20 protein-coding genes and 1 pseudogene are annotated in these 20,545 nt (G+C 35.0%); 6 read left to right on the top strand and 15 right to left on the bottom strand.

Annotated features, from left to right (window positions below; genetic code table 11):
* Positions 1-16: 16 nt before the first annotated feature.
* Together porV and ispF are read left to right on the top strand one after the other, a co-directional pair.
* Positions 17-1,198 (top strand): type IX secretion system outer membrane channel protein PorV, encoded by a 1,182-nt coding sequence (gene porV, locus EZJ43_RS03700; RefSeq protein ID WP_133261327.1) that lies wholly within the window; start codon positions 17-19, stop codon positions 1,196-1,198.
* Between the two features lie 118 nt (positions 1,199-1,316).
* Entirely contained in the window at positions 1,317-1,796 is a 480-nt protein-coding gene (gene ispF / locus EZJ43_RS03695) for a 2-C-methyl-D-erythritol 2,4-cyclodiphosphate synthase (RefSeq protein ID WP_133261326.1), read from the top strand.
* A 136-nt stretch (positions 1,797-1,932) separates the two neighbouring features.
* On the opposite strand, the gene EZJ43_RS03690 is transcribed toward ispF, so the two are convergent.
* The 10 genes and pseudogenes from EZJ43_RS03690 to EZJ43_RS03645 form a co-directional block, all read right to left on the bottom strand.
* Positions 1,933-5,340, bottom strand: a complete 3,408-nt coding sequence (locus tag EZJ43_RS03690; RefSeq protein WP_133261325.1) for a glycosyltransferase — start codon at positions 5,338-5,340, stop codon at positions 1,933-1,935.
* A 131-nt stretch (positions 5,341-5,471) separates the two neighbouring features.
* Positions 5,472-5,555 (bottom strand): annotated as a pseudogene (locus tag EZJ43_RS17460) (hypothetical protein); the annotation flags it as partial.
* A gap of 49 nt (positions 5,556-5,604) precedes the next feature.
* Positions 5,605-6,135: a YceI family protein gene (locus EZJ43_RS03680; protein ID WP_133261324.1), complete on the bottom strand. Its 531-nt coding sequence runs from the start codon at positions 6,133-6,135 to the stop codon at positions 5,605-5,607.
* Between the two features lie 114 nt (positions 6,136-6,249).
* Positions 6,250-6,834, bottom strand: a complete 585-nt coding sequence (locus EZJ43_RS03675; protein WP_133261323.1) for a Crp/Fnr family transcriptional regulator — start codon at positions 6,832-6,834, stop codon at positions 6,250-6,252.
* Between the two features lie 9 nt (positions 6,835-6,843).
* Complete coding sequence (locus tag EZJ43_RS03670; RefSeq protein ID WP_133261322.1) at positions 6,844-7,005, bottom strand: FeoB-associated Cys-rich membrane protein; 162 nt, start codon at positions 7,003-7,005, stop codon at positions 6,844-6,846.
* 163 nt (positions 7,006-7,168) lie between these two features.
* On the bottom strand, positions 7,169-8,356 hold the full coding sequence (locus EZJ43_RS03665; RefSeq protein ID WP_133261321.1) for a hypothetical protein: 1,188 nt from the start codon (positions 8,354-8,356) through the stop codon (positions 7,169-7,171).
* Between the two features lie 70 nt (positions 8,357-8,426).
* A complete protein-coding gene (locus tag EZJ43_RS03660; RefSeq protein WP_133261320.1) occupies positions 8,427-9,254 on the bottom strand; it encodes a type 1 glutamine amidotransferase in 828 nt (275 codons plus the stop codon).
* A gap of 7 nt (positions 9,255-9,261) precedes the next feature.
* The gene (locus tag EZJ43_RS03655) at positions 9,262-10,362 is read right to left on the bottom strand and encodes a carboxylate-amine ligase (RefSeq protein WP_133261319.1); all 1,101 of its coding nucleotides are present in this window, start codon (positions 10,360-10,362) and stop codon (positions 9,262-9,264) included.
* Positions 10,363-10,391: 29 nt separating this feature from the next.
* Positions 10,392-11,459, bottom strand: coding sequence for an ATP-grasp domain-containing protein (locus EZJ43_RS03650; protein WP_133261318.1), 1,068 nt, complete (start codon positions 11,457-11,459; stop codon positions 10,392-10,394).
* A 139-nt stretch (positions 11,460-11,598) separates the two neighbouring features.
* Complete coding sequence (locus EZJ43_RS03645; protein WP_133261317.1) at positions 11,599-12,303, bottom strand: esterase family protein; 705 nt, start codon at positions 12,301-12,303, stop codon at positions 11,599-11,601.
* A 132-nt stretch (positions 12,304-12,435) separates the two neighbouring features.
* On the opposite strand from EZJ43_RS03645, the gene EZJ43_RS03640 reads away from it, so the two are divergent.
* Both EZJ43_RS03640 and EZJ43_RS03635 read left to right on the top strand, forming a co-directional pair.
* Positions 12,436-13,245 (top strand): alpha/beta hydrolase, encoded by an 810-nt coding sequence (locus EZJ43_RS03640; RefSeq protein ID WP_133261316.1) that lies wholly within the window; start codon positions 12,436-12,438, stop codon positions 13,243-13,245.
* 76 nt (positions 13,246-13,321) lie between these two features.
* Positions 13,322-14,101, top strand: a complete 780-nt coding sequence (locus tag EZJ43_RS03635) for an ion transporter (protein WP_133261315.1) — start codon at positions 13,322-13,324, stop codon at positions 14,099-14,101.
* On the opposite strand, the gene EZJ43_RS03630 is transcribed toward EZJ43_RS03635, so the two are convergent.
* From EZJ43_RS03630 to EZJ43_RS03615, 4 genes are all read right to left on the bottom strand, one after another.
* Positions 14,098-14,757 (bottom strand): NAD-dependent epimerase/dehydratase family protein, encoded by a 660-nt coding sequence (locus EZJ43_RS03630; protein ID WP_133261314.1) that lies wholly within the window; start codon positions 14,755-14,757, stop codon positions 14,098-14,100. The genes EZJ43_RS03635 and EZJ43_RS03630 overlap by 4 nt on opposite strands.
* A gap of 3 nt (positions 14,758-14,760) precedes the next feature.
* Positions 14,761-15,147 carry a hypothetical protein gene (locus tag EZJ43_RS03625; RefSeq protein ID WP_133261313.1) on the bottom strand — a complete coding sequence of 129 codons (387 nt, stop codon included), beginning with the start codon at positions 15,145-15,147 and terminating at the stop codon, positions 14,761-14,763.
* Positions 15,148-15,786: a hypothetical protein gene (locus EZJ43_RS03620; protein WP_133261312.1), complete on the bottom strand. Its 639-nt coding sequence runs from the start codon at positions 15,784-15,786 to the stop codon at positions 15,148-15,150. It abuts the gene before it with no gap.
* 193 nt (positions 15,787-15,979) lie between these two features.
* Complete coding sequence (locus tag EZJ43_RS03615) at positions 15,980-16,204, bottom strand: CDGSH iron-sulfur domain-containing protein (protein WP_133261311.1); 225 nt, start codon at positions 16,202-16,204, stop codon at positions 15,980-15,982.
* Between the two features lie 323 nt (positions 16,205-16,527).
* Between EZJ43_RS03615 and typA the strand changes: the two genes are divergently transcribed.
* Positions 16,528-18,330 (top strand): translational GTPase TypA, encoded by a 1,803-nt coding sequence (typA, locus tag EZJ43_RS03610; protein ID WP_133261310.1) that lies wholly within the window; start codon positions 16,528-16,530, stop codon positions 18,328-18,330.
* A 267-nt stretch (positions 18,331-18,597) separates the two neighbouring features.
* Positions 18,598-19,641: a hypothetical protein gene (locus EZJ43_RS03605; protein ID WP_133261309.1), complete on the top strand. Its 1,044-nt coding sequence runs from the start codon at positions 18,598-18,600 to the stop codon at positions 19,639-19,641.
* Between the two features lie 28 nt (positions 19,642-19,669).
* Here the strand turns inward: EZJ43_RS03605 and EZJ43_RS03600 are convergent, their stop codons facing one another.
* Positions 19,670-20,416: a glycosyltransferase family 2 protein gene (locus tag EZJ43_RS03600; RefSeq protein WP_133261308.1), complete on the bottom strand. Its 747-nt coding sequence runs from the start codon at positions 20,414-20,416 to the stop codon at positions 19,670-19,672.
* Positions 20,417-20,545 lie beyond the last annotated feature (129 nt).

The raw sequence follows: 20,545 nt of genomic DNA, 5'->3' as shown, positions 1-20,545 counted from the left end.
TACGAATCTTTAAAGAATGAATCTCAAGTGTGCTCATCAACTTGCTTTTTCCATGTTCTCAATTTTATTATGGGGTGGGCAAACTTATGGGCAATCATCTACTCAAACTAACGGTACAGAAACGAATAATATTATTACCGCGGTTCCATTTTTGTTAATTACACCAGATGCTAGAACCGCAGCTATGGGCGATGCTGGAGTTGCCGTTTCTGGCGATGTAAATTCGGCAAGCAATAATCCAGCGAAGTTGGCTTTTTTAGATCAGCCTTATGGGTTCTCATTATCTTATAGTCCGTGGTTAAAAAGTTTGATTCCTGATATTAATTTAGCATACGTTAGTGGTTTTTACAAACTCGATGATCGCAATACAATCGCTGCATCATTACGTTATTTTTCGTTAGGTCAAATCCAGTTAACAGATAACAGTCAGCAAGATTTAGGTATTGCAAGCCCCAGTGAGTTGGCATTTGATGTGAGTTTTGCACGTAAGTTCGGCAATGAATTTTCGCTTGGGAGTTCTTTACGGTACATTTATTCAAACTTAACTTCGGGGCAGGTAAGCGCAGGAATAGCCAACAGTGGCGGGCAAACCGTTGCCGTTGATGTATCTGGATTATATAAAACTGAAACTATTTTATTTGGAAAGAGCGCCATTTTAGCTGCGGGTGCAAACCTATCAAACATTGGCCCAAAGTTAAGCTATGCTAACGGGAAGAAAGCTTATTTTTTGCCAACAAATTTGAAATTGGGCGGTTCATCAACTATCAACATCGATGACTTTAATCAATTTACTTTTGCGTTAGATTTTAATAAATTGCTGGTTCCTACGCAACCAATTTACGATTCGAATAATAACATTGTGAGTGGGAAAGATCCAGATCGATCGGTTCCGGCTGGTATTTTTGGTTCTTTTAGTGATGCACCCGGTGGCGCTAAAGAAGAATTTAGAGAAGTTGGAATATCAACAGGGATTGAATATTGGTATAGCCAACAATTTGCATTGCGAGGTGGCTACAATTATCAAAGTCCGCAGAAGGGAGATAGTAGATATATTACACTTGGTGCAGGCCTAAAATACAATGTTTTTAATATCGATTTTGCTTATCTAATTGCGAATACGCAAACAAGTCCGCTGGCAAATACCTTGCGTTTTAGTTTATTGTTTAACTTTGGCGATAAGAATATTGCTAGAAAGTAATCGGTACTACCATTCCATTAATTTTATCGTTTATTCTTAAAAACATTTTGATCATCGATTTCGAAGAAATGGGCAGAAAATGTTAATGTCTTTGTTTAACTAAAGCAAATTTATACGGATGAAAATAAGAGTAGGTTTTGGGTTTGATGTACATCAGTTAAAAGATAATCATCCTTTCATTATTGGTGGAGTTGATTTGGGGCATCATAAAGGTGCTTTTGGGCATTCTGATGCCGATGTACTGTTACATGCCATTTGCGATGCACTTTTAGGTGCTGCCAATTTAAGAGATATTGGTTTCCATTTTAAAAATACCGATGACCGTTGGAAAGGTATAAGTAGTTTAATCTTGTTAAAAGAAAGCGTAAAATTAATAAAAGAGAAGGGTTACCAAGTTGGCAATATTGATGCTATGCTATGTATAGAAGCCCCGAAAATAAATCCTTATATCGAGGCCATGCAACAAAATATTGCCGAAGCTATTGGTATTTCTACCGAAGATATTTCTATTAAAGCCACAACTAATGAAACGATGGGATTTATAGGCCGGGAAGAAGGCGTGGTTGCGTATGCAGTATGTTTGATCGAAAAAATTTAAATCGTTAAGTGTAAAGCTTCTTGAAATACGATTATCGGTTAATCATATCTTAAATAAACCGAAAGGTTATTATTAAAAAAGCCGAGTTGAAATTTAATTTCAGCTCGGCTTTTTAACTTGGTGTTTTTACGAAGAACTAAACCATTTCCTCTTTCACATTCCCTGTTCTTTTAAGTGTTCCCCAGCTTTCTAATTCGCCTTTTAGTGCTTTTCTAAATGATTTAAATAAAACTAAATACATAAGTTGACGCCAAAAAAAGCGTTGTGGGAATAGGTAGAGTAGATTTTTATATTTTTCGTTTTCCATTTTAAACGCAATGGCAGCAAAAAACATATCTACAATAATAAAAATAAGGTAGTAAAATAACACTTGGCCGAAACCATTGTGCAAGCTTAATATGCCACTAAAACCCGTTAGCGTTAAATTGTTAATCGCGCTTAGCGAGAATATTCCGCTTATTAGCGATAAAAGCATAAACAAATCTGCCAATGGCGAAAATAGTGGTAAAATGATCTGATAAATTAAAATATTAGGCATACCCACCATTCCGAAATAACCATATTTTTTATTTAGTAAGGTTTTTCTATTTTTCCAAAAGCTTTGCATTACGCCAAAACTCCACCGGAAACGTTGCTTTAAAAGCATTTCTACAGTCTCTGGCGCTTCAGTGTATGCAATTGCAGTGCTACAATTTTTAACTTTATAGCCTGCTCTTAAAATCCGCATGGTTAAATCACAATCTTCCGCAAGGGTATCAATTGTAAAACCACCAACTTCTAACACAATATCCTTTCTAAATGCACCAATAGCACCAGGAACTACGGTTATGGTATTAAGTAGATCAAATGCACGCCTATCCATATTTTGCGCCGTAATATACTCGATAGATTGCCACTTGGTAATTATATTATGCGCATTTCCAACCTTTACTGTGCCAGCAACCGCTGCAATTTTAGGGCTGTAAAAATAGCGCATTAGTTCAGTTACCGCATCAGTTTTTAATTGCGTATCTGCATCAATACAAATAACAAATTCGGCTGTAGCTTTTGATATACCGTAATTTAAAGCCGAGGCTTTACCGCCATTTTCTTTCTTAAATACCTTAACTTGTGGATGGTTGCCAAATTGCTCGCTCACCATTTGAAAGGTTTTGTCTTTCGATCCATCATCAACAAATATTAATTCGAAGTTTGGATAGGTAGTTTTTAATAAGCTGTTAATGGTTTGAATAACCGTAACTTCTTCATTATAAGCCGGAATAATAATGCTTACCTTATCATTAGGGTTTTGCACAAGTTTATAGGCATTTCTCTCTGACCGCTTTTTCTGGCGGATGGCTAAATACGCTATAAATAAAGTGCGCAGTATGGCTAAAACAATTGCAATGGTAAAAATTATATTCAGCACTATATTCGCATAGTAAAAAAAACTAATAAAAAAGTAGTCGCCAGAGCCTATAAAACCGCCATTAGCATCAGAATTTGCAAGAGGCATTACCTCTATCCTTTTTTTGCCCATCAAATCGCCAACGGTTGTAAACGTATAACCTTTATCTCTAAAAAGTTTGATAATTCGAGGCAATGCGGCTACTGTGGCTTCTCGGTTTCCTCCGGCATCGTGTAAAAGAAGAATGTTTCCATTATCTTGTTGCTTTACTACCTCGTTATATATTTGATCGGCAGTTTTGCCAGGTTCCCAATCTTCGGGATCAATAAATTCGCCAATATTTATATAATTTTCTTTTCTACTTTGTGCAACAGGTAAAATTTCCGATTCATTTTGAGGCTCGGCATCGGCATTAAATGGTGCTCTAAATAAAATAGTGCTGTGGCCGGTTACGCATTCTATTAATCTACGTGTTGCGTTTAACTCAAATTTAACTCTATTTGGCCCAACTGCCGACATATCTGGATGGAAGAAGGTATGGTTCCCGATTTCATATCCATCATCATACTCTTGCCTCAACAACTCCATGTTTTTTTCGGCCATAATGCCTACTACAAAGAAACAACCTGGTACTTTCTCTTTTTTTAGAATATCGATAATTTGTGGGGTATAAACCGGATCGGGGCCATCATCAAAAGTTAAAGCAATTTTTTTATCTGCTTCGCCAAATCTTTTAATCACATAAGGTGATGGAATTTTGTTGTAAACCTGGTTGTCTATCGTAAAATTTGATTTATTTAGTGTGAACGTAACCTGTCCAGGTGTTGGTGTAGAAACTAAATCTAAAATTTCGCCGTTGCCAACATAAGTTATATTTGTTCCATTTTTTAAAACCGAAATTGTGCTTAAATCAAATGGTTTTTTTTGTAATACGCCTAAAGTTAAATCATCAGATATAAATTGCCAAAGGCGCTTATCTTCAGATCCTAAACGCCACAATGCAATTCCAGCAATATCCCAGTCATCGGCTTTTCTAATTAGGTTAAAATTCGTGGCTGCATCTGTAAAATATACTTGGTGTTCAATATTGTTCTCATCTTTATATTTATAGTTTAAATTGGCTGATGCTTTATCGAAATTTATAGTGCTTTTGTAGTGGCCGGCATTTATAATTGCATCATCATAAGTAATGCTTTTGCCAACTTTGCCATTCGGCCAGTCGTATCCATAGCATGCCAATGCCAAAATAACTTTGTTGGCATCCATTTTACTGCAAATTTTATCCAATTTCTCCTCTACCCATTCTTGGTGAGAAATATCACCGGCGTTACTTTGATCGGTATGTTGATCGTAAGCCATCAAGATGATGTAATCATTGTAGTGTTGCAACACTTCAGGCTTATAATCATCATTTTCTGGAGAAATATCTTGCGTAACCAGTAAATTCTCGGCGTGAAACTGAGTGTAAAGATTTTTCATAAAAGCGACGAATGGAACATCACTTTCTAAGTTTAACTCTTCAAAATCGATATTGATGCCTTTATAACCATGCTTTTTGGTAAGCATAATCATTTGTGATATGGCCTTATTTTGAACGGGCATATTGTTTAGCAATCTTTTTATAGCGTTACCATCCCAACCTGATTTGCCATAATTTGATACGACAGCAATGGCAGTCTTTTTCGCTTTTTTAATAACCGAAAGCGCTAGCGTATCTGATTTATCTACAATAGAATCGCCGTTTAAAAAGAAAGACTCTGTGGCAACCATATCTAAATGGCTAATGTTTTGCCTTAAATCGGATATTGATTTTTCTTTAACCCCGGCCCAGCTTACGTAAAAAGCTAAATTTATACGCTTATTATCGCCACGATGGGTTTGATTTCTTTTTTCGCGATCGAGCTTAATTTGTTGCAACTTTGATTTTTGAACACGAAAATCTTTGTAAAGCTGCGATTTTTTCATCTCAGCTATTTTCTTTTCCGTTAGCGGAATAGTTGTATTTATAATCGGTAAAATTGGGTATTGTACTGAATATAGCGTGTAGGCAACGCAAATTAAGGCTATAATTAAAACCAAAAAGAACGAGCGACTTACCCAAGTAAATGTGTTCCATCTTCGCTTGTTGTTGGTTTGAAAAATTTGTTTTCCGGACATTTTTCTAATCTGATTTAGTAAACAAATGTGGTTATTTTATATGAAGATTGAGTGAATACCACAATGTTTGATAAAATAAAAAAGCCGATAAATCTTAACTGACTTATCGGCTTTTGTTAGTGTTTAGCAGATTATTCTTCGAGATATCTAAATTTGCCCTGATTGTAATCGGCAATCGCTTCTCTTATTTCTTCTTCGGTATTCGTTAAAAACCGACCATACTGTCTTTAAACTTTGCTGTTTATTCTATATTCCTGGCTGCAATTAAGCTTGTTTTACAAATTGTAATTCACCTAAAATTCTAACTTCTTCGCTTACCATAACGCAACCAGTTTCCAACGCAGCATTCCACGTTAAGCCAAAATCTGTACGGTTAATTTTGCCACTTAGCGTAAATCCAGCTTTTGTATTTCCATAAGGATCGGTCGCGATACCGCCGAATTCAATCGCTAATGTTACGGGTTTAGTTATTCCTTTAATCGTTAAATCGCCTTTTACGGTTAAATCGTTGCCATCTTGCTCAACTGACTGAGATTTAAAAGACATTGAATTAAATTCGGCAGCGTTAAAGAAGTCGGCACTTTTTAGATGGTTATCTCTATCTGTGTTTCCAGTATCAATTGAATTAAGATCTCCATCGAACGAAATTTCTGCGTTTGTAAAATTATCCTCGTTAGAAGATAAAGTTGCAGAGAAAGATTTTAAACTACCCGTTACAGTAGTAATCATTAAGTGTTTTACTTTAAATTGTAATTCGCTGTGGGTTGGATCTAATATCCATTTTGTAGTTGCCATAATTTTTTGTGTTTAGCTTTTTTAATTAACAACACAAAGATATAGGCACAGTGTGGAATGTAAATTGATGTATGTTAATTAATTAGATGCTTAACAAATTGATAAATTTGCATATTACCTAAAATGTTTGTTAGCTAATTCTTTCCTCACTCTGCTTAGCGATTCTGGCGTAATGCCTAAATAGGAAGCAATCATCCATTGTGGCACCCTTAAAGTTAGGTTTGGATAAAGTTTAATAAAATCTAAATATCTTTCTTCGGCGGTTGCACTTAACAGTAAATTAATTCTTTTCTGCATAAAGCGAATTGAATTATTAAGTAATTTATTATGCATAGCTTGTAACGATGGTACTTTTGCGGTTGCATCATCCATAAAATGATTGGGTACTAAAATGGCTTCTGTTTGCTCAATTGCATCAATAAAAAACTCCGAAGGTTCGTTATTCATGTTGTTCCTATCGGATATTAACCAATTTTCTGGTGCAAACTGTAAGATATGTTCTTTGCCTTTTGCATCGATAGAATAACTACGCAATAAACCTTTGCCCACGAAATAGCCGTGTTTAAATTGATCGCCTTTATATTGTATGATTTGGTTTTTATCGAATTTTTTAACTTTTAATCCTGAAGAAATACTTTCAAACTGTTCATCAGTTATCTTTATTTTTTCTATTAAATATTTTTTAAACTCGTTAATCATATCACTAGATTAGCTTTTAGGTGTTTTTATATTCGAAAAATCTACACCGCATTTACCACATCCACTGCTGCAACCATTTTTTTTAGATTGAACAGACTTATATACTAAACGAACCACATAAACCAATGCAGCTGCAAAAAATAAAAAAACTAATATGGTTTGAATATCCATAACACAAATATAGTAACCTTTGCTAGTTTTGGTTTCAGTTCAATGTAAATTGTTTTGCTTACTGTTTTTTACCACCAAGAGCACTGAGTTTTTACACCGAGATAGATGTTCTCTTTGTGCCAGTTTGTTTTTCTCTTTTTTTCTCTGTGGTTAAAACACGAAACTATTCTTCCATAAAACCAACCGTACCGCCAACCCAATCAAAATCGGCATTGTAGCGTACGCCAATCATTTTCCCTCTACTTAAACGTGCTAAATTAATGCACAGTTTCGGTTCTTCTCCATCTGCCCATAAATACATCATTCTAATTTCTGCTTTTACACCACCACTTGGCGATTGCACCGCGGGCTCGTAACTCACTTTTCGTTGTAAAATCCAATTTTCTGGGTCTGGAATGTTTGTAATGTCTTTTTCTGTAACTTCTATAATAACGCCCATGCCGGCAAAAGAGAATAGCGGTTTTAAAACGTAGTTTTCTAAATCGGTCGGGATGGTTTCTATTTGATTTAGAAATCGTGTTTCGGGTACAAATTTACTATTCAAAAAAGGCATAGTGTATTTGCTAATTCGGTAAAACCAGTTTGGATGCGTTACCCATTCTACCTCAATATCTTCGCGTGGATCGAAACTGTTTTTAAAAATTGTTGTGTTGTTCGCTACTTCGTCGAAAATGAGGCGGTTGTAAATTCTTTTTAATTGAATTTTCTTTCCATCCTCCTCGTAAAATAGCTTTTTACCAACTTTTTTGATGTCTTCGAGCGCTAATATTTTAACACCTAGCATTTTTTGGGTAACATAAAAATCTATTGCTGTTTTTTGATTTAGGGCATCAACATCCATTATTGCAACTTCATGAGGCTGGTGCTTTCCAATCACAACTTTTTTAAACAAATCAATATATTTTGCTTCATCCATCCCATTAGGGAAGTAGTTAACAGAAGCATCAATATTGAAACAGCTTTTAAAAGTATTTGCTAAATGAACTTGAAAACCGTACAGCGAAGGGAAACCCTGCATCTCGATTAGCATCGGTGTCAACTCTCCGTTTTCATCCTTACAAATACCGAAATCGAATGTTAAAAAGTGCGGTTGGTCATTTTCATTGGGTACAGTCCAGTTTGCTGGGATGGATTTTTGAGTAAGCTCTTTAAAATTTGGCTGTTTAATTAGTTTTATAATTTCTTCGCCAGCAGCGATCAATTTTTCCTTTAGTGCTTTTGGAATAAAAATGGGTGTTTCTGCAACCCTAAATGGGATATCAAAGTAACCTTCCTCAAGCTTAGCTAGAAAATTTTCATACTTTTCTATCGTAAATTCTCGGTTGTATTTCTCACGCAACGCTGGTATCATACTATTTATGGTTATAATATCTCGAAGTAATAAAGATGATGTTTATCTTCTGTGCCATGCAATTAAGCAACTATTTGGAAAGCAAATTTCCGACTGCTCGTTTTAAAAAATTTGGTAAAATAATACTTTGGGTAAGTACAATCCTAGCAGGATCATCTAAACTATTTAGCATGTCGAGGTATTTTGCTTCGCCATGTAAATCGGTAATGGCTTTCTTTTTATCTTCCTGTAGTAAATACATTTTCATGCCCACAGGGTCTGCTTCTGGATGAAATTGAGTGCCAATAATTTCGTTAGTGAAACGGATAGACATCATACAACGCTCCAAATTAACATGTTTGCGCTCTTTCTCTATTGCTAAAAGTTTAGCTCCTTTTTCATCAAAATCATTAAAGTCTGGTTCTATAACTTGCCAATCCCTACTATCAACAGAAAAGAAAGGATTTGTGATGCCACTAAAAACACTATCTTTTTCGCCATCTTCGGTTAAGGTTATGGGAAAAATTCCAAAAGCATTCGATCGTCTTTCGGTAACATTCCCTAACATATATTTTCGGCATGCCAATTGAAAGGAGTGACAAATTAGAAAAGCATATTTCTTTTTTTCGTTATTTTGGGTGTTAAAATTTTCAATTTGATCTAACAGATTGAAGAAATCGTTCTCCCATTTTTCGCCTTCACTTTCCAACGGGCTTCCTGGTCCGCCACTAGAAATGTAGGCGTCATAATTAATACTCGGAATTTCTCCTTTTTGTCTTAAATCAAAAATATCAAAAGTAAGATCGATATTATGTTCGGTTTTAAAACGGGATAAAATTTCTTGAATGCCGCGCATGCCTTGGTTTGGCGCACCATTATTCAAATCTATAACGGCAACTTTTAAGCTTGTTTTGTTCATTGTAAAATTACTTTGCACCTATCAGTGTTTGCGTGGTAATGTAATCTACCACCGATTCAAAGTTACCTGTTTGCGCATAAACTGCCAACTGCCTATCGGCGCCGGTACCATGTTCTAATATTTTATGAATGTAATTTAAGTCTTCTCGGCAACCCAATTCATCTACCACGTCATCTACAAAATCTAAAAGCTCGAGTACTAAATTGCGACAATTTACTTCCATCTCTTTACCAAAATCAATTAAATTTCCATCAATTCCGTAACGTGCAGCCCGCCATTTATTTTCGTTAATTAAAGCCCGTGAATAACTGATGAACTCCATATTCTGCAAGCGCAGTTTATAAAGTTTAGCACATAAAGCCTGAAATAGTGCTGTAAATGCCATGGTTTCATCAATCAACATTGGGCAATCGCAAATTCTGAATTCAACGGTATCAAAAAACGGATGTACTCTAATGTCCCACCAAATTTTCTTTGCATTATCCATGCAATTGGTTTTAATCAGCAATTTTACATAATTGTCATAATCTTCAATACTGTTAAAAATATCAGGAATTCCGGTACGTGGAAATTTATCGAAGATTTTGGTTCTATAAGATTTATAGCCTGTATTTCTCGATTCCCAAAAAGGAGAATTGGTAGATAGCGCAAAAACATGCGGTAAAAAATAGCGAACCTGGTTTGCAATGTGTATGGCAAGCTCTCTGGATTGAAAACCAACGTGAACATGCAAGCCAAAAATTAAGTTAGAACGAGCGGCTTCTTGCAATTCGTTTACAATTTCGTTGTAGCGAGGATGTTCAGTAATCAATTGTTTTGCCCAGTGCGAAAATGGATGCGTGCCCGCAGCGCCAATGCGTAAACCTTGTTCGCCTGCTAATTGAGAAACGGTGTAGCGGAGTTGCGAAATTTGCTTCCGCGCTTCGGTGGTATTTTTACAAATGCCTGTACCTACTTCAACCACAGCTTGGTGCATTTCTGCCTTAACTTGGTCTTTATGAATTTTTTGTGCAGCTTCTACAATTTTTTGATCATGAGAAGTAAGTTCTCGGGTAACGGGATCAATTACCATATACTCTTCTTCTATACCCAGCGTAAATTCGTTCATAATTTTAATATTTGGTTAGAAAATCCCTCTTATTTTTTTGTTGCTTTCGGTTTTGCAGGTGCTTTTACCTGGGCAACTTTAGCATCTGCTTTTGTAGAAGTTGCTTTTGGGGCAATTACTTTTTTAGCAGTCGTAGTTTTTGCATTTAACGGCATTCCACCTACCGAAGCTTTAATATATTCGCCCCAAGTTAAATTATCTTGACCATCTTTTTGCGCTTTTGCCCGTTCGATGGCGTAGTTTGCCGTAGTTTCTACCACCCAATCAAAATTTTCTTGTCCTACACTCTTAATATCAGCATCTGGCGCAGGGTTGCAAAAATCTATCGCAATAGGCACACCATCACGCACTGCAAATTCTACAGTGTTAAAATCGTATCCTAAATAATTACACAACTTTAAAGTATATTCTTCTATGGTTTTTAAAAGTTTTTGGCTCGATGCAGGTTTATCGACAGCATAACGCAAATGCTGTGGGTTGCGAGGTTCATACTGCATAATTCTAACATGCTTGCCACCAATGCAATAACACCTAAAATACTCTTCGAAAATAATTTCTTCTTGCAACAACATCACCAGCTGTTTGGTTTCTGCGTGCTTATGAAAAAAATCTTCCTTATCATGCAACTTATAAACATCTCTCCATCCGCCACCGTCATAAGGTTTCATATAGGCTGGAAAACCAGTATATTCAAAAATTGCATCCCAATTTAAGGGCATGGTTAAATTAGAAAAAGATTCTCCAGTAGTTCCCGTTGGATGCTCCCTAGAAGGAATTAAAGCCGTTTTTGGCACAGGAATGTCAATTTGTTCAGCAAGGGCATTGTTGAAAAACTTTTCATCAGCACTCCACCAAAATGGATTATTAATAACCGCAGTACCAGTAATTGCAGCATTTTTTAACGATGCGCGGTAAAATGGAACATCTTGAGAAATACGATCTATGATTACAGCATAACCTAACGCTGCGTTCTGAAACATTTTATCAATTTTAACAGCTTCGGCAGTAATGTCTTTTTCTGCTTTTTGATTTATTCTCTCTATAACGGCCTCCGGAAAAGAGCGTTCTTGGCCAAATAAAATACCTATCTTTTTCATTTGTTTAATTTCTTTTAAGGGTTAATTAAGCTTGTATTTATAAAATGATATAATTTTTGAAGCTTCCACATCTATTTAATTGTAACGGGTTTAATCCATAAATTGTTTCACAACCGTTGTGTTTAAATAGGTTAAGTTTTTACAGCTTCGAAATATAGTCTCGAAACATCTCTCTCCATATTGGCCAATCGTGGTCGGCATTGTGCCGAACATCTAGCCAATGATCGATTCCTTTTTTTGCCAGAATGTTAGATAATCGTTCATTATCTGGCTTACAAATATCTCGATCGGATGTACCTAATACTATTTTTAAGTAATGCAATTCGGGGTTACTATTGTTCAGCAAATAATCTACCGGGTTATTAAAATAAACATCATCATTATAAAAACCATCTAACTGGCCCGATATATCAAAAGCACCGCTCATACTAAATACATGGCTTACCAACCATGGGTGCCTAAACGCAAAGTTAGCGGCATGGTAGCCACCAAAACTACAGCCAGCAGTTATAATTTTACTGTGCCCAGTTTCATTTCTGGCCAATGGCGCAACCTCTTCTAGTAAATAACGATCATACCAGATGTGATTTTTTGCTCTTCCTGCCGGATGAATATCTTTGTTGTACCAACTTTGTTTATCAACGCTATCTACACAATAAACTTTAATTTTGCCTTCGTCGATAAAATCCTGCACAGCATCTATCAAACCAAAATCTTTATTTTCATAGTATCTGCCCATACTTGTTGGAAACAATAGGATAGGAATGCCTGCGTGGCCAAATATGAGCATCTCCATATCGGTATGCAAATTTGCGCTGTACCACTTTTTATGTTCTTCGTGCATATAGATAAATTGAAAGTTTAAGGTATAAATTAAATTTTAAGTTTGCTTATACTGATACATAATTTATATAGAATAGTAACTTTGCACATTAACTTATTATTAACCACTAATTAAATATTTAGATTTAATTATATGTACACAACAATTTTGTCGGTAAAAATTAACACAATCAATTTAATATTATCATCTACTTTTTTAAAGCGCGAAGTAGAATTTGATCTGTATTTGCCTGAGGGCATTTTGGGGAATGAAAAGATCGAATTGCTTTTGTTAAACGACGGACAGGATGTTGCAAAAATGAATTTTGCCGAAATTTTAACACAAGCACACGTAAATAAAAGAAAAAATAGATTAATTGTTGTGGCCATTAAAGCTTCTGCAGAGCGTGTAATGGAATATGGCGTTGTTGGCGAACCCGATTTTAAAGGGCGAGGAGGCAAGGCCGATGAATATTCTAACTTTATAATAAAAGAATTATTACCCTTCGTAAAAAAGAAAATAGCAATACCCATAACTGGTAGAACTGCTTTTGCAGGGTTTTCTTTAGGTGGCTTATCTGCATTTGATATTGCTTGGAATAATCCATCTTCGTTTGATGTAATAGGCGTATTTTCTGGCGCTTTTTGGTGGCGTAAAAAAGATTTAGCAAATGGTTATACGGATGATGATAGGATAATACATGCATTAATCGATCATACTTCTACCAAACCAAATATGAAATTTTGGCTGATGACAGGTACGGAAGATGAAAAAGCCGATCGCAATAAAAATTTTATTATAGACTCTATCGATGATACGATAGACGTGATAAAGGCTTTACAAAAGAAAAACTACAAGCGCACAAGCGATATATATTATTACGAAAAAGTCGGCGGTAAACATGATGTGCCAACATGGGCGAGCGTTATGCCCGCTTTTTTGAATTGGGCCTTTGAAAATTAGTTTTGATTGCCTAAATTAAGCAGCCTATGAGGGGTAATTTTTAGATAATTGGCTCATACCTTACTTTATTTATGTTATGAGAGAAAGAATTAATAATATCATTTTCAATCACGATACCAAAGCCGGCAGGCTTTTCGATGTAGTGTTGCTTTGGGTAATATTGTTCAGTGTTTTAGTGGTTATTCTGGAGAGCACCCCAACCTTACACGTTCGTTTTTTTAACACTTTTTACTACATCGAGTGGGGTATTACTATTGTTTTTACTATCGAGTATTTATTACGTATTTGGAGCACAAAAACGCCATTAAAGTATATTTTTAGTTTTTGGGGACTAGTTGATTTTATTTCTACCGTTCCTACTTATTTAGAATTGTTGAATTTTGGCTTCCATTATCTACTAGCGATAAGAATTTTTAGGTTGTTGCGTGTTTTTAGGATATTTAAGCTCGTTAAATTTAGTAGAGCGGCCCAGGTTCTCGTTCTCGCTTTAAAAGGTAGCGGCCATAAAATCGGTGTGTTTTTAATGGCTGTTTTTTCAATAATGGTGTTATTGGGTACGCTAATGTATGTGATTGAGGGTGGCGAAAATGGCTTTACCAGCATACCGCAGAGCATTTACTGGGCTGTTGTTACGGTAACCACCGTAGGATTTGGCGATATTGTGCCATCTACAGTTTTGGGTAAGATACTCTCTTCATTGGCGATGATTATGGGTTATGCAATAATTGCTGTGCCAACCGGAATTATAACTGTTGAAATGACAAAGAAGCGGGAGCTCGCCAAAATTTGCGAAGTTTGCAATCATGATAACCCTGATGATGCCAACTTTTGTAACCAATGTGGTTTTCAGTTTTAGCGCCCTAATTCTTCAATTTCATCCGAAGGATAAGTAAAAATACCTTTTAGGTTTTTGTTTGCTTGGCTGAGCATTGCCGATGCCACTTTCTCAATTTTAATACTTCTGTATTTTTTCAATCTGCCTATTAAAAGTGGATTAATCACTTTCATCAAGCCAAACATAAATCCTTCCAAAAATCTATCTTCTTTTCGATCTCCAACTAATAAAGAGGGTTGATAAATATTTAAGCTCTCAAAGCCAACCAACTTTAAATCGCGTTCTATTTCACCTTTTGTGCGGCTGTAAAAAATGCTGGAATTTGCATCTGCACCCATCGAAGACACTAAATGATAAGATTTTGCACCATTTGCAAATGCAATTTTAGCTACATCGAACGGGTATTGGTAATCTATCTTTTTGTAAAGCGCCTTATCTGGTGTTTTTTTTGCGGTGGTTCCTATGCAACAAAAAACGTCATCACCTGTAATTTTATCGGCGTGCTTATTCAGATCTTCAAAATCTATTATGAGCTGTTTAAGTTTGGTATTTGTATTTTTAACTTCCTTTCGGGTAATAACCAAAACCTCGCTGTATGCAGAACTAGCTAATAATTTTCCTAATAAATCTGCACCAATTAAGCCTGTTGCACCAATTAAAATTGCTTTCTTACTCATGGTTTATTTCTTTTTAAGGATGATTTTAAATTCCCTTTTCCCATCGTGATATGTTCCTAAAATCCTTTGTGGCTCATCAGCATATCCTGCTCTCATGCCATATAAAATAAAATAGTTTTTGCTAAATTTTAGTGGATTAATGTAATGTAGGAATTTTAGCTGTTCTTTTTCATCTGCTACGCCACTAACTGAAGTAAAAATTAAAGCCTTTTTATGGTTAATTTTTAAACTGATTCTGCTCGCACCAATATAGCCATTTGCCAATGTAAATTTAATGCTGAATCCATTAAAAGCACCCACATAATCAACTGATTCATAAGCTTTTTGGGCGAAACAAAGAACAGGTGAAAACAACAAAATTGATAAAATAAAAATCTTTATTTCCTTCATTTAGTTATAATAGACCCTCCAATTGCCATTATATTTTTTATCAAAATTTTCCTTACTATCAAAAACTGAATTAAAGTTATCGATCGTAAAATAATTAAATTGATCGAGTGGTTTTAAAATATTGAAGTATTCTTGTTTGAAGAGCTTAGTTAAGCCAGATTTACTTTGTTGTTTCATTTGTGTGGCGGTGTAAAAAAAGAAAGTTACATGTTCTCCATATCTGGCTATTTCCCAGAGTAAATCTTTATATTTTTCTTTAAACGCCTCAATCTTTTTTAGTGGGATTTTGGTGTTGGCTTCTTCTCTCGCTAAAGGTTCAAACGCATAGATCAATAATAAAATTGAAGAAAATGATGGTTTGAAGAGTTCCTCATATTTCTTGATAATTTTATTTTTTTTGTAATGTGATATCGTAAACCTATCCTTTGTGAAAAACTGATTTAATGTGCTCCGCTGATCGAAAATGAGTTGAACGCGGGTATAATCTTCATTCAATACATCAACATAGATGTTAAGAATTTGGACATTGTAGGTTGCATTTATCCAATCTGCAAACTGTAAAAATTTTTTGTCGAGATGCTGTACCCCTAATTTTATTAATCGGGTTTCTTTATATTCAGGATCATGGATTCTTAGCATACGCTTTTAACAAACTCAAAACGATATGGTTCTAAGTGATTGAGCATAATTTCAATACATTTTATTGTAGAAAACAAAAATCGAATGATTTTTATGGAACTATAAACTTAAAAAGTTTTTCGTTAGCTATATATAACGATATTTTTATATTAAAGAAGTGATAAGGGAAGCGTTAACTTCCCCTAGTATAATCTTATACTTTTTTAGGAGGCAAATCAAAAGCAATTGCTTCGTGTTCGAAATGATTGTTGTGCGAACCATCGCAAAAAGGTTTGTTTTTAGAAAGTCCACAACGGCAAATGCCAACCACTGTTCTGCCTTGCAAACCATATTGGTTTCCTGCTCTATCTACTATTTCGAAATCGCCTTCTATTTTAAGCGAACCATTGTTGTTAACTGTTATTTTTGTAGTACTCATTATCTTTAATTTTTTACTAAGCTAAAGTAAACACAGCTTTAAAGCGACTATAATTTCAATTTAGAACGATTATGGTTTTTTTTCAAGCCGATTAGCATATAAATGCATCACTTCTTAATGGCGAGCGTTTCGGTTTGAGCCATCAATTTAAAAAGGCTTAATAAATGCCACCGAAAGCTAAACAGAGAAAAATAATTGCGATAACATCACCCAAACTATTGATTATCAAAATTTAACAAAAAGATAATTGCATTTTTTATTGGGGTTGTATAAAATTTTTCAATTAAAAAACATACCTTTGCGCAAATTTATAGGCGCATTATATGCAAAAAATTAGAAATATAGCTATTATAGCACACGTAGATCACGGTAAAACAACAACGGTTGATAAAATTTTACATGCGTGTTCTATTTTTCGTGATAACGAACAAACAGGAGATTTAATATTAGATAGTAATGATTTAGAACGTGAACGCGGGATTACAATTGTATCTAAAAACGTTTCTGTTATGTACAAAGACGTAAAAATTAACATTATAGATACGCCTGGTCACGCGGATTTTGGTGGTGAGGTTGAGCGTGTTTTGAAAATGGCTGATGGCGTGGTTTTGTTATGTGATGCTTTTGAAGGTGCAATGCCTCAAACACGTTTCGTAACCCAAAAAGCTTTGGCATTAGGTTTAAAGCCAATTGTATTGGTAAACAAAGTGGATAAAGAAAACTGTCGCCCAGAAGAAGTTTATGAGCAAATTTTCGAATTGTTCTTCAACTTAGAAGCTACAGAAGATCAATTAGATTTCCCTGTAATTTACGGATCATCAAAAAATGGTTGGTTTAGTACAGATTGGAAGGTTAAAACTGACAATATTTTCCCTTTATTAGATGCTATAGTGGAATACATTCCACCTGCACCAATTAATGAAGGTACTTTACAAATGCAAATTACCTCATTAGATTATTCATCTTTCGTAGGTCGTATTGCAATTGGTCGCGTTCATCGCGGTAGCATTAAAGAAAACCAACCTGTTACTTTAATTAAGCGCGATGGTAAGATTGTAAAATCTAGAGTAAAAGAATTATATACTTTTGAAGGTTTAGGAAAAATTCGTGCTACTGAAGTAAGATCAGGAGATATTTGTGCCGTTGTAGGTATTGATGGTTTTGATATCGGCGATACTATTGCTGATTTTGAAGCACCAGAACAATTGCCTGTTATCAGTATTGATGAGCCAACAATGAACATGTTGTTTACCATTAACAACTCACCATTTTTTGGTAAAGAAGGTAAATTGGTTACTTCTCAACGTATTAAAGAACGTTTGATGAAGGAAATGGAGAAAAACTTAGCTTTAAAAGTAATCGATACAGCTTCTCCAGATGCTTGGTTGGTTTACGGTCGTGGTATTCTGCATTTATCGGTATTAATCGAAACAATGCGTCGCGAAGGTTACGAAATGCAAGTTGGTCAGCCACAAGTTATCATTAAAGAAATTGATGGTAAAAAATGTGAGCCAATTGAAACATTAATTGTAGATGTACCAGGTGAAGTTTCTGGTAAGGTAATAGAATTGGTAACGCAGCGTAAAGGTGAGTTGTTAATTATGGAGCCAAAAGGCGATTTACAACACTTAGAATTCGAAATTCCTGCACGTGGTATTATCGGTTTGCGTAACAACGTATTAACTGCAACAGGTGGCGAAGCAATTATGGCACACCGTTTTAAAGCATACGAACCTTGGAAAGGTACAATACCTGGTCGTTCTAACGGGGTATTGGTTTCTATGGAAAAAGGTATGACTACTGCTTATTCAATCGATAAGTTACAAGATAGAGGGCGTTTCTTTGTAGATCCAGGAACTGATGTTTACGAAGGTCAGATTATGGGTGAGCACATTCGCGATAATGATTTAGTTATCAATATTGTAAAAGGAAAAGCTTTAACCAACATGCGTGCATCTGGTACTGATGATAATGCTCGTATTGCACCAGCAATTAAGTTCTCGTTGGAAGAAGCGATGGAATATATCCAAGCTGATGAGTACATTGAAGTAACACCTGCAAGTATGCGTTTACGTAAAATTCATTTAACGGAGCAACAACGTAAAATGAACGGTAATAAAAACTAATAAACCTTAAATTCCCTAAAGGGATCTTTAAATATTGAAGCCCATTTCTTAATTGAAATGGGCTTTTTTAATTTCTAGTTTTTAACAGGTGCTCAATATTATTTTATAAATATTCGTTTACCTCAACATTAAGCCATTAAGAAAAATTAAGTTTTAATTCCCTTAATTTCTTAATGGTTTATTCTTCTTAAATACCTATGGTTTTATTAAAATATATTTATTGGTTGTACTTTGCTGCAAAAAATATAAATGCTACATTGCTAATCAATGGAAGATCAAGATGTAAAAATTTCGAGAAAGAAACCGATATTTCCGGTTACCCCAGCTTTACAGAAATACTTACGCCATTACCAACGGGATGCGAAATTGCCTATAAAGTACAGCGATTTGATGCAATTTACCGAGGCTTATCCAATAATGGATAAATTTGGGAAAGACTCACTTTGGGAGGGGCCAATCTATCCTCAAGATTTAATTGAAAGTATTCATAACGGTTTAAAAGTAGTTTATGCAAATTTAAAGGCTTCCGGTAATCTCCGTATTGTACAGCATAAGTTTATCGATAAAATAGAGTACTGTACTTTTGGAAATACCCATCCATTTCGTATCCGCATTGTGAATAGATTGAATGACGTTTACGATTATTTTTATGTTAAAAAGGCCGATGCATCTAGAATATATGGCTTGGAAATGGAAGAAATCTTATCTCCAAATCAGGTAAATTATTTGGTAGATGGCGATACATTGATTGAAGAACATATTGCGGGAATTCCTGGTGATGTTTTTACAAAAAGCCAATTATATACACCCGGATTTAACCCAACCAGAATTGCCAAAGAGTTTGTAAAATTTAACGAACGTTGCTTAATTATGCTTTTGGGCGATATGAGAGCCTATAATTTTGTCGTACAAATTACCCCTGACTTTGATGACATTCAGTTTCGCATTCGGGCAATTGATTTTGATCAGCAGTTTTTTGAAGGAAATTTAAAGGTTTATTTACCACAATTTTTTAAAGAAAATTTGCCCTACGTTAAAATGAGCATGGAGCAGTTAACCGAAAAAACTGTTCTTCAATATCAACAGGAAGAAAAATCTTCAATAGTTCATCGGGTAAGAAGCGAACGCCATCGGTTAACTGATCTTCGCGACGTATCTAGCAAAGAGGAATTAACCACACCAGAAAATATTGCCATTTTAAAACAGGGAATGAGCGATTATTTTAAAGATTCCAATTATTTAAGGTGTAAAAACATGACCGATATAATCGAGCTTAATATTAAGAATATTATCCGTCAGGTTAAGTTGTAAAAATCAGAGCGCGCTAAAAAAGCCAAAGTTAATCGTTTGTTTTTCTATGCTTAATAAAATACGCCAATAAGTTGCCCGCAATAATTAAGTGGTTTAATACATTTGGTAGTAAACCATAATACTTCGAAAAAATTTTAAACCTTTCTATCAAACTTTCGCGCTGTTTTTGCTTACTCATACCACCAACTAAGTATTTGGCAACATAGGCATGCACATTAACTATATTCGATGCTTTTTTTGATGCTTTAATAATCCAATCGATATCGGCACTGTATTTATACCTTAAATTGAATGGAGAAACAATGCTTCTCCTAATGTAAATGGCTTGATGACTAACGCTCATACCAAATTTAAAGCTCTTCCAACTAAATTCTTCTGGTACTTCGTGTCTTCTCTTACCTAAACTCTCCCAATTGTCGTTGTACATTTCTGTCTCACCATAATAAATATCAGCGCCTGGCGAGGTATTAAAAATATCTTCGACAGTATGATTTGCATAAATTTCATCACCCGAATTCATAAACAGCACATATCTGCCTTCGGCCAAGGCTAAGCCCTTATTCATTGCGTGGTAAATACCTTTATCTGGTTCAGATACAATTTTAGCAATCCGATCGTTATACCGCATAACAACATCCAAAGTGCCATCAGTTGATGCCCCATCAATAACAATATATTCTATATTTTTGTAGGATTGATCCAGTACAGATAAAATTGTACGTTCAATATCGCGAACATTATTATATACAACAGTGATGACGGTTAATTTTGGCATTTAAAGTAGCTGATAAATTTTTTGATGTTAACTTTAATAGGAAGGTAATTATTGCGCTAAATTTAGTAAAAGATTATTTTATTTTTTTTAAAATTCACTTCAATATTAAACCAATGCATTTAGTAAAGT

Origin of the sequence: Pedobacter changchengzhani (assembly GCF_004354365.1) — a bacterium.
Taxonomy (GTDB): Bacteria; Bacteroidota; Bacteroidia; order Sphingobacteriales; family Sphingobacteriaceae; genus Pedobacter; species Pedobacter changchengzhani.
This window is presented reverse-complemented; position numbering and strand designations above follow the sequence as displayed.